General features: G+C 68.3%; 2 protein-coding genes. Both read left to right on the top strand.

The genetic code is table 11. The annotated features are described in order from the left end of the window. The first annotated feature begins 280 nt into the window (after window positions 1-280). Window positions 281-13,945, top strand: a complete 13,665-nt coding sequence (locus ACFC0O_RS40205) for an amino acid adenylation domain-containing protein (protein ID WP_375967444.1) — start codon at window positions 281-283, stop codon at window positions 13,943-13,945. Beyond that, window positions 13,942-14,934: an ATP-binding cassette domain-containing protein gene (locus tag ACFC0O_RS40200; protein WP_375967443.1), complete on the top strand. Its 993-nt coding sequence runs from the start codon at window positions 13,942-13,944 to the stop codon at window positions 14,932-14,934. The genes ACFC0O_RS40205 and ACFC0O_RS40200 overlap by 4 nt, the downstream gene beginning before the upstream one ends. Window positions 14,935-14,986: the final 52 nt, after the last annotated feature.

Below are 14,986 nucleotides of genomic sequence, written 5' to 3'. Positions count from 1 at the left end.
CTGAGGCCGTCGAACCGTCCGATTTGCCCGAGTTTCCTACGGTTCCTTTTGCGAGTAACGCGAAAATCGCGAGGTTTGCTTTGAGGTAGCTGTCTAAATATGCGCTCCGCCAACGCCGTTCGTTGCCGGGCAACTCGAGATCATCCCCAATCCGGTCGGGGAGGTGCTCCGAATCATAGGGCGTGGATCACGTCCTAAGGCTCGCGCGTGCGCGAAAGCCGAAGAGACGGGGCACGGGGGTTCGGGGAGTTGCGTCTTACAGCGGCAGAAGGAGTGATTGATGAGTTCATTGGCCACCGATCGTGTCGACCAATGTTCTTCGGGTGAATTCTCGGCTCAACCTTTCGCGTTGTCTCCCGCGCAATCGGCCCTCTGGTACGCGCAACATGTCCGGCCCGACATCCCCCTCACCATCGCGCAATATGTGGAGATCCACGGTGATCTGGATGTCGGCCGCCTGCTGTACGCCATCGAGCGGTTCGGCTCGGAGACCGAGGTGGGCCATGTACGGCTGCTGGAGATCGACGGGGTGCCGCACCAGGTGATCGACCACACCCGGCGGCCGGGCTGGGGTCGCATCGACCTGCGCGAGGAACCGGATCCGCGGGCCGCGGCCCTGGCGTGGATGAACGATCACGCCAGTTCGGTCATCGATATCGAGAACGATCCGCTCAGTATCAATGTGGTGCTGCGGACGGGCGATTCGGAATACATCTGGTACACCCGCGGGCATCACATCGTCATCGACGGGTACGGGGCCATGAACGCCACCACCCGCACCGCCGAGATCTACTCGGCCCTGGAGAACCAGACCGAACCGGTCGTCTCCCGCGCCACCCCGCTGGCCACCATCTACGCCGATGAGAACCGCTACCGCGAAACCAGCCGCTCCCGCAATGACGCGGACTACTGGCGCGAACAGCTCGACGGCGTCAGCGAACCCATCACGCTCTCCAATGCCAATGTGCTGGCGGCCGGTTCGGACGCGGGCCGCCGCTGCGCCACCGCGGTGCTGGCCCCCGAGGTCGAACTCGCGGTGCAGGAGGCGGCGACCGCGTTCGGCTCCAACCCGTCCGCGCTCTTCGTCGCCGCGCTCGCCGGTTACGTACGCGCGGTCACCGGCAATCAGGATGTGGTGCTGAGCCTTCCGGTCTCCGCGCGCACCACCGTCGCCCTGCGCCGCTCGGCGGGCGTGGTGTCCAATGTGGTGCCGGTGCGGGTCCGCTTCACCGGCCCGGAAACCGTCGCCGACACCGTGCGCGCGGTCGAATTGCAGATCACCGGCGCGCTGCGGCATCAGCGCTACCGCAGCGATGACATTCGCCGCGACAGCGGATACGCCCGCGACGCCCGCGGATTCTTCGGCCCCATGGTCAATCTCATGCTGTTCCACAGTGAGCTGAAATTCGGCAGCCTGGTCGGCTCGCTCAATGTGCTCTCCACCGGACCGGTCGAAGATCTGTCCATCAACCTGTACAACGGTGTCGGCAATCGCATTCACATCGACTTCGAGGCCAATCCGCGCCTGTACAGCGATGGTGAACTGACCATGCACCACGGCCGGTTCCTCGATTATCTGGCCAGGTTCCTGCGCGCCGATCCGCAGACCGCCGTCGGCGATATGCCCGCCCTGACCGATTTCGAACGCGAACGCGTTCTGCACGAATGGAATTCGACCCAGGTCGCGCGCCAGGAGGGCACCCTGGCCGGGCTCTTCGCCGATCGGGCCGCCATGTGCCCGGGGCGGATAGCCCTGGACTTCGAGGGCGAGACGCTCACCTACGCCGCCTTCGACGAGCGCGCCAATCGCCTGGCCCGCGAACTCATCGCGCGCGGCGCCGGACCCGATACCGTTGTCGGCCTTGCCATTCGCCGCAGCCTCGACCTGCTCATCGGCATGTACGCCATCGTCAAGGCCGGTGCGGCGTACCTGCCCCTGGATCCCGATCATCCGGTGGATCGCATCGAGCAGATCGTCGAACAGGCGCATCCGCTCTGCGTGCTCACCGCCTCCCGGGACGCGGTCGAATTGCCCGATGCGGCAACCCGATTCGATATCGACACCGCCGACCTGTCCGCGCACGGTGCGCGGCCCGTCACCGATGCCGACCGCACCGCCCCGCTGCGCGCCGAACATCTGGCGTACGTGCTGTTCACCTCCGGCTCCACCGGTAAGCCCAAGGGCGTGGGCATCTCACACGCCGCCATCGTGAACCGGCTGCGCTGGATGCAGCACGCGTACCCGCTGGACAGCTCCGATGTGGTGCTGCAGAAGACCCCCGCCACCTTCGACGTCTCGGTGTGGGAGTTCTTCTGGCCGTTGCAGATCGGCGCGAGACTGCTCATCGCCGCACCCGACGGACATCGCGATCCGGGCTATCTGGCCCGGATCATCGCTGACAAGGGTGTCACCACCGCGCATTTCGTACCGTCCATGCTGTCGGTCTTCCTCACCGATACCGATGTCGCGGGCTGCACCGGACTGACCAGGGTGTTCTGCTCCGGTGAGGCACTGCCCGCCGCCACCGTCGCCGAATTCCACACCGCGCTCGGCACCGGTTCCGGCGCACCGCAATTGCACAATCTGTATGGACCCACCGAGGCCGCCGTCGACGTCACCGCCTGGCATTGCACGCCCGGCGCGACCGATGTGCCCATCGGCGCACCGGTGTGGAACACCCGCACCTATGTTCTGGACGCGCGTTTGCAGCCGGTGGCCCCCGGCGTTGTCGGCGAGCTCTACCTCGCCGGTGTCCAGCTGGCGCGCGGTTACCTCGGCCGACCCGGATTGAGCGCCGATCGTTTCGTGGCCAACCCGTTCACCCCCGGTACCCGCATGTACCGCACCGGTGATCTGGTGCGCTGGCGCGGCGGTCGCACCGGAGTGCTGGAATACCTGGGCCGCAGCGATTTCCAGGTCAAGATTCGCGGTCTGCGCATCGAACTCGGCGAGATCGAAGCGGCACTGCTGTCCGATAAGCGGGTCGCGCGCGCGGTCTGCGTCGCACGCCGCGGTCGCGGCGGCGATGAACTCGCCGCGTACGCGGTCGCCGCACCCGGCACCGCACCGCTCGATTCGGCCGAACTGCTCGCCGGACTGCGCAGGATCCTGCCCGGCTATATGGTGCCGCCGGTGCTGCTGGTGCTCGACGAACTACCGCTCAATGCCAATGGCAAGGTCGACCGCAAGGCGCTGCCCGATCCGGGCAGCGCCCCGCGTCGTGCCGCCCGGCCCAGCGCCGGACCGCGCACCGAACTCGAACATCAGCTCATCGCCATCTTCGCCGAGGTGCTCGGCATCGACGAGATCGGCGTCGGCGACAATTTCTTCGACCTCGGCGGCAATTCGCTCAGCGCCGCCCGGGCCATCGCGCGCGTCAACAATGTGGTTGGCGCGGGACTCACCATTCGCGATCTGTTCGAATCCTCCACGGTCGGCACCCTCGCCGCGCGCGTGGAGGGTCTCGCGGCCGAGACCTCCTCACCGAAACTCGGTGCGGCACAGCGGCCCGAGCACATCCCGCTGTCCCTGGCCCAGCAGCGGCTGTGGATCCTGAACCGCTTCGCCGAACACGCCGCCGCCTACAACATGCCCCTGGCCGTGGCTTTGACCGGGCCACTGGACATTTCGGCACTGCGCGCGGGTCTGCTCGATGTGCTCGAACGCCATGAAAGCCTGCGCACCACCTTCCCGGACAGTCCGGAAGGCCCGGGCCAGGTGGTGCATCCGGCCGCCGAGATCCCGCTCACCCTGGACCCGATCGACGCCACCGCGGGCGATGTCATCACCTTCGCCACCGAATTCGCGGGCTACGGCTTCGATCTGCGCAGTCAGGCCCCCGTGCGGGTCGCGCTCTACGAGACCGGACCGGACCGGCACGTCTTCCTCATGGTGCTGCACCACATCAGCGGTGACGGCTGGTCCATCGCACCGCTGACCCGCGACATCATGAGCGCGGTCGCCGCCCGCAGCACCGGGGTCGCACCGGACTGGACGCCACTTCCCGTGCAGTACGCGGACTTCGCGCTCTGGCAGCGCGAATTGCTCGGCGATGAAGCCGATCCCGCCAGCGCGCTGTCCAAACAGCTCGCCTACTGGCGTGCCGCGCTCTCGGATCTGCCCGATCAGCTCGATCTGCCGCTGGATCGCCCGCGGCCGCGGCAGCGCTCCACCGATGGCGGCCGGGTGGAGTTCAGCATTCCGGTCGACACCCGCCGCAGGCTCGCCGCCGTCGCGGCCGAACGCGGCGTCAGCACGTTCATGGTGTTGCACGCGGCGCTCGCGGCCGTGCTCGCGCGCCTGTGCAATACGACCGATATCGCCATCGGCACCCCCATCGCCGGGCGCAGTGATCCGGCCCTGGACGAGCTCGTCGGCATGTTCGTCAACACGCTGGTGCTGCGCACCCGGGTCGATCCGGCCGCCGGCTTCGATCGCATGCTCGCCGAGGTCCGCGATACCGATCTCAATGCCTTCGCCAATGCCGACGTACCGTTCGAACGCCTCGTCGAGGTGGTCAACCCGGAGCGCTCGGCGGCCCGGCATCCGCTGTTCCAGGTCATGCTGTCCTATGACAGCACCCCCGAGCTGAAGTTCGATCTGCCCGGGGTGGCCGCCGAGGTGCTGCCCATGGCGGTCGACGTGGCCAAGTTCGATCTGCAGCTCACCGTGCACGAACCGCTCGGCACCGCGGCCGAGGAAATGCCGCTCACCGCCGAATTCGGTTATGCCGCGGATGTTTTCGACCATGCCACGGTCGAGGCCATCGCCCGCCGCTTCGGCGCGGTGCTCACCGCCGCCGTCGCCGATCCGGCCGTACCGGTCGGCGATCTGCCCATGCTGGACGCCCGCGAGATCGCCAAACTGGTGCCCATCATGGGGTCGCCCGCCGAACCCGCCAGCACCCTGGCGCGCCTGCTCACCGATACCGCCGAACGGGTGCCCGATGCCGTCGCGGTGCGATACCAGGGGCAGGACACCAGCTATCGCGAACTCGACGAGCGCTCGAATCGCCTGGCGCGCGTGCTCATCGAACACGGTGCGGGCCCCGAAGTGGTGGTGGCCGTCGCGCTGTCGCGCAGTCTGGACTGTGTGCTCGCGGTCTGGTCGGTCGCCAAAACCGGTGCCGCGTATGTGCCGATCGATCCGGACTATCCCGCCGATCGCATCGCGCATATGCTCGCCGATTCCGGGGCCATGCTCGGCATCACCAGTCCGGACCGTCGGGGCGAAATGCCCGATTGGCCGGGAAACCGTGGGCGGCACCGCAAGAGCTACGTCGACTGGCTGCTGATCGGATCACCCGAACTCGCCGCCGAATGCGAACAGTTCCCGCTCACCCCGCTCACCGATGCCGACCGGCATCACCCGCTGCGCACCGCCGGACCCGCCTACCTCATCTACACCTCGGGGTCCACCGGTAAGCCCAAGGCCGTGGTCGTCACCAATGCGGGCATCGCCTCGCTGGCACATGAGCAGATGCATCTGTTCCGCGTCACCGATTCCGCACGCACACTGCACTTCTCCTCGCCCAGCTTCGACGCCTCGGTACTGGAACTGCTGCTCGGTTTCGCGGCCGGAGCCACCATCGTGGTCGCGCCCGCCGGTATCTACGGCGGGATCGAACTGGCGGTGCTGCTGCGCGAGGAGCGGGTGACGCACGCCTTCGTCACCCCGGCGGCGCTGGGCACCGTGCCCTCGCGGGATCTGCCCGATCTCGAGGCGGTCATCGTCGGCGGTGAGGCCTGCCCCGAGGATCTGGTGCGCATCTGGACCGATTCCGAGGCGCGACCGGAAGCACTGCCCGTGCGCCGGATGCACAATATGTACGGTCCGTCGGAGGCCACGGTCGCCGCGACCGCCACCGGTCCGATGATCGCGGGTCAGCCCGTGCCCATTGGTCTTCCGGTGCGCGGTATGCGCCTGTTCGTGCTCGACGGCCGCCTGCATCCGGTGCCCCCGGGGGTGGCGGGCGAGCTGTACCTGTCCGGTCCCGGCCTGGCGCGCGGTTATCTCGGACGGCACGGGCTCACCGCCCAGTCGTTCCCGGCGAATCCGCACGGGCGACGCGGTGAGCGCATGTACCGCACCGGTGATCTCGTGGTCGCGGACGGCTCCGGCCAGCTGCGTTTCCTGGGCCGCGCGGACGATCAGATCAAGATCCGCGGCTTCCGCATCGAACTGCGCGAGATCGATCATGTGCTGCTGGCGCATGAGGGAATCACCTTCGCGCTCACCGTCGTCCACAATGACGAACGCGGTATCCCGCGCCTGGTCTCCTATCTCACCGCCGATACCGAGGTCGATATCGCGGCCGTCATGGCGACCGCGCGGGGTCGGCTGCCCGGCTATATGGTGCCCTCGGCCTTGACCCTCCTGGAGAATCTGCCGGTCACCCCGTCCGGCAAACTCGACCGCAAGGCGCTGCCCGCACCCGATTTCGCCGCGGGCGCACCCTCCCGCGCCCCGGAAACCGAGATGGAACTCCAGGTCGCCGCCGTCTTCGGCACCGTACTCGGCACCGAAATCCAAGGCGCGGAAGACAATTTCTTCGAGGTCGGCGGCAACTCACTGCTCGCCACCCGGCTCACCGCGGCCCTGCACACCGAATTCGGTGTGGAACTGCCGGTGCGCGCCATCTTCGAAGCGCCCACCGTCGCGGGCGTGGCCGCCCGATTGCAGGAAGCGCCCCGGACGCAGCGGGCGGCGCTGGCTGTGCATGCCCCGCGCCCGGAGCGCATACCACTGTCCCTGCCGCAGCAGCGACTGTGGTTCCTCAATAGATATTCCCCCGAATCCAGTGCCTACAACATCGCGTTCGTGCTGCGAATCGACGGCGATCCGGATGTGCCCGCCCTGCGCGCGGCCCTGGCGGATCTGGTCGAGCGGCACGAGGTGCTGCGCACCGTCTTCCCCGAGGACGAACACGGCGCACACCAGGTGCTGCAGGAGACCGCCCAGTGCCTGCCGGTGCTGGACCCGATCGACACCGATGACGTCGGCGCGCGCACCGCACTGCGCTCGCTCGCCCGCCGCGGCTTCGACCTCACCCGGGACATCCCGCTGCGAATCACCTTGCTGCGCACCGGGAATCGACGGCATCTGCTCGGCATCGTGCTGCATCACATCGCCGCAGACGGCTGGTCACTGGGCCCGCTCACCCGGGATCTGGCCATCGCGTACGCCGCCCGGCACGGCGGGGTCGCACCGGCCTGGACGCCACTTCCGGTGCAGTACAGCGATTTCAGCCTGTGGCAGCGCGAATGCCTGGGCCTGGAATCCGATCCGGAGAGCACCGCCGCTACCCAGCTCGCGTACTGGCGGGGCGCGCTGGCGGATCTGCCCGAGGAAATGCCGCTGCCCTACGACCGGGCCCGGCCCGCCGAACCCACCCAGCGCTCCGGCGTGGTGCGGTTCGAGGTGCCGGAAGACCTGCAGCACCGGCTCACCGACCTCGCGCGCGGCCATGGCGTCAGCATGTTCATGGTGCTGCGCTCCAGCCTCGCGGTGTTGCTGCGCGTGGTCACCGGCGGCCGGGACATCGTCATCGGCACCCCGGTGGCCGGTCGCACCGACACCCGCCTGGACGAGCTCGTCGGCATGTTCGTCAACACCCTGGTGCTGCGCTCGGATGTGGATCCGGACCGCACCTTCGCCGAACTGCTGCAGGCCGATCGCGATACCGAACTCGCGGCCATGGCCAATGCCGAGGTGCCGTTCGAACGTGTCATCGAGGAGCTCGGCACCGGTGCGGGCGGCAGCCGCCCGGTCCTGCAGGTCGCGCTGACCGTGCAGGACACACCGTTGCCCGCACTGCAACTGCCGGGTCTGGCATTGCAGGCCGAGGAACTCGATATCGCGCTCGCCAAGTTCGATCTCGAACTGCGGGTGCTGCCCGGCGATCGCACCGCCGAGGACCGGATCTACGAATTCGTCTACGCGGCGGAGCTTTTCGATCAGCAGTCGGTGCAGATCCTCACCGACCGCCTGCTCCGGGTATTCGAGGCCGTCACCGCCGACCCGCGGGTCCGGGTGCGCGCCATCGACGCCCGCACCGACGCCGAACGCGAATTGCTCACCCCCGCCTGGGGACCCGCGCCCGAACCACAGTGCAGCCTGGCCGCGTACTTCGCCGCCACCGCACACCTGAACGCGGACCGCGAATTCCTGCGCTTCGGTGACACCGCGCTCACCTACCTCGAATCCGACGTCTACTCGAATCGCCTGGCACGTGCGCTCATTCAGCAGGGCATCGGCCCGGGCGACCGGGTGGCCCTGGGCCTGACCCGCTCCGCCGAATCGGTGCTGTCGGTGCTGGCCGTCGCGAAGTCGGGGGCGGCGTTCGTTCCGGTCGATCCCAACTATCCGGCGGACCGGGTGCGGCATATGCTCACCGACTCCGGCTGCCGGGTCGGCATCAGCATGACCGAACACGCCGACCGGCTGCACGCGGCCGCGGGTGATCACGCCATGTCCTGGATGCTGCTCGACGATCCCGAACTCCTCGACGATCTGGAAGTACTCGACGACGGACCCATCACCGACGCCGACCGCACCACCACGCTGTGGACCGCCGACCTCGCCTACGTCATCTACACCTCCGGTTCCACCGGAAAACCCAAGGGCGTGGCGGTGACCCACGGCGGTCTGTCCAATTTCGCCGATGAGATCCGCGACCGCATGCGAGTGGACCGCGAGGCCCGCACCATGCACTTCTCCTCGCCGAGCTTCGACGCCGCCATCTTCGATCTGCTGCTGGCGGTCGGCTCCGGCGCGACCATGGTCATTGTGCCCGCCGATATCTACGGCGGCGACGAATTGGCCGCGCTCATGGAGGAAGAGGAGATCAGCCACACCTTCATGACCCCGGCCGCACTGTCCACCATCGACCGGGACCGCTGGGCGCTGCCGCATCTGCGTTCGGTCATGGTCGGCGGCGAGGCGTGCGGGCCGGAATTAGTGGCCCGCTGGGCGCCCGGTCGCGCCATGTTCAACGGGTACGGACCCACCGAGACCACCGTCGTGGTCACCATCGCCGGGCCCATGGTCGTCGGGGAACCCGTCACCATCGGCACCCTGGTGCGCGGTGCGCGGGCACTCGTCCTCGATGAGCGACTCCGGCCGGTGCCCGTCGGCGTTCCCGGTGAGTTGTACATCGGCGGACAGGGTTCCGCGCGCGGCTATATCGACCGCTACGACCTCACCGCCGCGCGGTTCATCGCCGATCCGTACGGTCCCGAAGGCGCGCGCATGTACCGCACCGGTGATGTGGTGCGCTGGACCGCCGACGGTGAACTGAACTACCTGGGCCGCAGTGACCATCAGGTCAAGGTGCGCGGTTTCCGCATCGAACTCGGCGAGATCGACGCCGTGCTCACCGCACATCCGGGAATCCACTTCGCGCACACCGAAGTCCGCGATATCGCGGGCACCAAGCGCATCGTGTCGTTCGTACTGCCCGTCGATCCGGCCACTGTCGATCTGGATCAGCTGCGGGCGCACTGTGCCGAACACCTGCCCGCGCATATGGTGCCGAGCAGCCTGACCCCGCTGGACCGCATTCCGCTGACCCCGGTCGGCAAACTCGATCGCGACGCACTGCCGCAACCCCGGGCCGTGGTCGCACTGGTCTCCCGCGATCCGGAAACCGATACCGAACGCCTGGTCGCCCAGGTGATGAGCGATCTGGTCGGCGCGGACAACCTCGGCGCGGACGACAGCTTCTTCGAAATCGGCGGAAACTCGCTGCTCGCCACCCAATTGGTGGCGCGCCTGGCCACCGCCACCGGTGTCCGGCTGGAGGTGCGGACCGTTTTCGCCGCACCCACCGTGGCCGGGCTCGCCGCCGCATTGGACTCCGGTCCGAGCACCGCCGACGCCCGCCTGGAACCGCGCCGGCGCACCCGCCCCGCGCAGATCCCGCTCTCGGCCGCGCAACGACGGCTGTGGTTCCTGGAGAAGTTCAATGCCTCCGGGGATCAGGGAGAAGCGCTGGGCGCGTACAACATTCCGGTCGCACTGCGCCTGCACGGCGACCTCAACGTACAGGCGTTGCGCGCGGCATTGCACGCGGTGCAGCGCAGGCATGAGACGCTGCGCACGGTCTTCCCCGAAATCGACGGCGAACCCTGCCAGCACGTGCTCGAACCCGCTGACGCCGCGGTCTCGCTGCCGCTGCGCGCGGTCAAACCGCAGGAGGTGCCCGAGGAGATCCGCCGGGTCACCGCCGCCGGATTCGACCTCGGCACCCAGGTTCCGCTGCGCGCCACCCTGTTGCGCCTGACCGGCGCGACCGGCGGCAACCGGGCCGAACCGTCCGAACACGTGCTGGTCATGGTGGTGCACCACATCGCCATGGACGGCTGGTCACTGCAACCCCTCGCGGCCGATGTGGCCACCGCGTACCGCGCCTACGCGGGCGGCGGCGAACCGGACTGGGCCGAATTGCCCATCCAGTACGCCGATTACACGCTGTGGCAGCAGGACGTGCTCGGCGTCGAAAGCGATTCCGATTCGGTGATCAGCCGCCAGCTCGACTACTGGCGGAGCGCCCTGGACGGCATTCCGGAATTGCTGTCGGTTCCGGCCGACCGGTCCCGACCGCCGGTGCCCAGCTATCGCGGCGGCACCGTCGAATGCACCCTCGACGCCTTCACCCATCGCGAATTGCAGTCCCTGGCAGCCGAACACGGCGTCACCATGTTCATGGTGCTGCATGCCGCACTGGTCGCCCTGCTGCACCGGGTTACCGCCGCGGACGACATCACCGTCGGCACACCCATCGCCGGGCGCGGACATCCGGCACTGGATCGCATGGTCGGCATGTTCGTCGGCACCCTGGTGTTGCGTACCGGGGTCACCGGCGGCGCGGCCTTCGGCGATCTGCTGCGCGCGGTCCGCGATACCGATCTGGAAGCCTTCGCGCACGCCGACGTACCGTTCGAACGGCTCGTCGAGGTGCTCAATCCGGTGCGCACCCAGGCGCACCACCCCATGTTCCAGGTCATGTTGTCGGTGCAGAACCAGCCCGTGCGCGTGCTGGAGCTGCCCGGTCTGCGCATCGAGAACGACGACGCCGATCCCGGCATCGCCAAATTCGATCTGCAATTCACCCTCACCGAAGCCTGGACCCCGCGCCGCGAACCCGACGGCATCACCGTCTCGGTGAACTACGCGGCCGACCTCTTCGACGAGGGCACCGCACAGCGACTCGCGGATCGGTTCGTGCGCATGCTCGGCGCGGCCGCCGCGAATCCGGCACTGGCCGTGGGGGATCTGGAACTCCTGGACTCCGGCGAATGGTCGGCGCTGGCCCCGGTGCGCGGTGCGGAGCCCGGTTTGCCGATCACCTTCCCCGAGGTGTTCGAGGCCGCGGCCAACCTCAACCGGCAGGCCATCGCCGTGCGCGCGGCGGGCACCCAGATCTCCTATGACGCCCTGGACCGCTGGACCAACCGGCTCGCCCGGGTGCTCATCGGCTACGGCGTCGGACCGGAAACCCTGGTCGCCATGGGCATTCCGCGGTCGGCAGAATCGGTGGCCGTCACCCTGGCCATTGCCAAGGCCGGAGCCGCGTTCGTACCGGTCGATCCCAACTATCCGGAACAGCGCATCAGCCATATGCTGCTCGATTCCGGTGCGGCCATCGGCATTACGCTCTCCGCGCACCGCGAGCGCATGCCCGAGGGCGCGAACTGGACCGTCCTGGACGCGCCGTCGTTCCGGCGGCGGGTGCTGGCCTCCTCGGACGCGCCCATCCGCGATGACGAGCGCGTCGCACCGCTGCGCATGGACAATCCGGCGTACGTCATCTACACTTCCGGCTCCACCGGCATCCCCAAGGGTGTCGTGGTGACGCACGGCGGTCTGTCCAACTTCGCCGCCGAAACCGCACAGCGGTTCGAGGTCGGACCGGGCTGCCGGATATTGCACTTCGCCACACCGAGTTTCGACGCCGCCATGCTCGATCTGCTCTTCGCGCTCGGCGGTGCGGCGACCCTGGTGATCAGCCCGCCCGGTGTGGTGGGCGGCGCGGATCTGGGCCGGGTGTTCATCGACGAGGGCATTACGCACGCCTTCATCACCACCTCGGCGCTGGGCACCGTCGATCCCACCGGCGTCACCTCGCTGCGGCATGTGCTCGTCGGCGGTGAGGCGCTGCCACCGGATCTGGTGACCCGCTGGTCACCGGGCCGCAAGCTCTACAACGTGTACGGGCCCACCGAGACCACCATCGTCACCCTGATGTCCCAGCCCATGCGCCCGAACGGGCACATCACCATCGGCGGACCCATCCGCGGTGTCGGCGCGACCGTGCTGGACAGTCGCCTGCACCCGGTGCCCGCCGGCGTCACCGGTGAATTGCAGTTGGCCGGTGCGGCTTTGGCGCGCGGGTATCTGCGGCGGCCCGGACTCACCGCACAGCGCTTCGTGGCCAATCCGTTCGGCAAACCGGGCGAGCGCATGTACCGCACCGGCGACCTGGTGCGCTGGGTCGAGAAGAACGGGCGCGTACGGGATCTGGAATACGTCGGGCGCACCGACCACCAGGTCAAGATCCGCGGCTTCCGCATCGAACTCGGCGAGATCGACGCGGCCTTGGCCCGGCATGCCGCCGTGGAATTCGCCACCACCATCGGACATCGGACACCGGCGGGCTCCACCGCGCTGGTCGCCTATGTGAAACCGCGCAACGGCACCTCGCCGAGCATCGACGAGCTCACCGCGCACGTGGCCGAACTGGTGCCCAATTACATGGTCCCGCAATCGATCATGCTGCTGGATCGGGTGCCGCTCTCACCGGTCGGCAAACTGGATCGGGCAGCGCTGCCCGAACCGGTGTTCGCCGCCCGCGAGGGCTACCGCGCGCCCACCACCGCGACCGAAGCGGCACTGTGCGCCGCTTTCGCCGATGTGCTGGGCGTGGAACAGGTCGGCGTCGACGACGGCTTCTTCGAACTCGGCGGCAACTCACTGCTGGCCACCAAGGTGGTCGGACAGCTGCGCGCCGCCGGGGTGGACCTGCCCGTGCAGGCCATGTTCGGCGAATCCACCCCGGCCGCCATCGCCCGGCGGCTGGCCGATGCCGACGGTGACGCCGGTGCGGCCCTGGCGGCCGCACTGCAACCGGTGCTGCCGCTGCGTCCCATGACCGAAACCAGTGCGGCCCCGCTGTTCTGCGTGCACCCGGCCATCGGTCTGGCCTGGTGCTTCGCCGGACTGCTCGCCCAGCTGCCCGCCGACCGCCCGGTCTACGGGTTGCAGGCGCCGCACGTCACCGGTGGCGATGACCACGCCACCATCGGTGAAGCCGCGAATTACTATGTGGCACACATGAAGTCGGTACAGCCGCACGGCCCGTACCATCTGCTCGGCTGGTCGCTCGGTGGTCTGCTGGCGCACGAGATCGCGGTGCGGCTGCAGGAAACCGGCGATGAGGTGGCAACGCTCGCGCTCATGGACAGCTACCAGCTGTCCGATCAGTGGCTCGAGGAAGCGGTGCCCGGCGTCGCCGACATCATCGGCGAATTCGGCAGTGACCTGCTCGGCGGCGACACCGATGTCGACCCGCGCATGACACTCCAGGAGGCCGCGGAGTTCCTGCGCAACCGTCCCGGACCGTTCGCCGCGCTCACCGTCGACCATCTCGAACGTCTCTACAACGGCTATGCCAATGGCGCGGTCCTCGCACACGGCTTCGAACCCCGCGTGTTCATCGGCGATCTGCTCTTCTTCACCGCCGCCGATGACGAGATCAACCGCTCCGACCCGGACCGCAACGCCGCCGCCTGGGAACCGCACGTCACCGGAGTCGTACACGATCAACTGGTGCGCTGCCGCCACTCGGGCATGACCACGCCCGAATCCCTGGCGGTCATCGGACCGGTTCTGCGGGATCACCTGGCCGCCAACGCCGCCCGCACCGAGCGGGAGGGGAGCCGATGAGTCTCGCGGTCGAAGTGGAAGGACTGATCAAGTACTACGGCAAGGTCCGGGTGCTGGACGGGATCGATCTGGAAATCCCGTCCGGCACCGTGATGGGCCTGCTCGGACCCAATGGCGCGGGCAAGACCACCACGGTCCGCATCGTCACCACCCTGCTAGCCCCGAGTTCGGGCAAGGTGTGGGTGGCCGGGGTGGACGTGCTCAAGAATCCGGCGCGCGCCCGCACCCGGCTCGGGCTGTCCGGCCAGTACGCGGCGATCGACGCCAACCTGTCCGGCTTCGAGAACCTGCGCATGGTGGCGCGGCTGTATGGCATGAGCCATAAGGAATCCGCCCAGCGCGCCACCGAACTGCTCGCCGCGCTCGGCCTCGAACACGCGGCCGGGCGGCGCGCGGGCACCTACTCCGGCGGTATGGCCCGGCGACTCGACCTGGCGGGCGCACTGGTGTGCAAACCGCCCGTGGTCGTGCTCGACGAACCCACCACCGGACTGGATCCCCGTGGGCGCCTTGATATGTGGCGCGTCATCGGCGATCTGGTGGACGACGGCACCACGGTGCTGCTCACCACCCAGTACCTCGAGGAAGCCGATCTGCTCGCCGACCGCATCACCGTTATCGATCGCGGCCGGGTGATCGCGCGCGGGTCCGCCGATGAACTCAAGACCTCCATCGGCGGTGACAAACTCACCGTCACCCTGGCGGCCGGGCAGGACCCCACACCCGCCAAACAGATTCTGGCGCAGGTCGGAATCGGCGAACCCAGCGCGGACGCCGCCACCGATCAGGTCACCGTCGTGGTCGGCGACGGCACCCGCACCATGGTCGAAGCGCTGCGCCGCCTGGACGACGCGGGCGTCTGCATCCTGGACGCCGATGTGCACCGGCCCAGCCTCGACGACGTATTCCTTTCCCTCACCGGCAAATCCGCGGAGCGCAAAACCTCCGCCCGCAGCACCGATACCGTGCAAGAGGAGATTCTGTCGTGACCACCACCGCCGAAGCCCCGGCGCCGAACAAGCCGCCGAGCACGGACAACAC

Origin of the sequence: Nocardia sp. NPDC056100 (genome assembly GCF_042266325.1) — a bacterium.
Classification (GTDB): Bacteria; Actinomycetota; Actinomycetes; order Mycobacteriales; family Mycobacteriaceae; genus Nocardia.
Note: the sequence above shows the minus strand (reverse complement) of the source record. Positions and strands in the feature narration are given on the sequence as shown.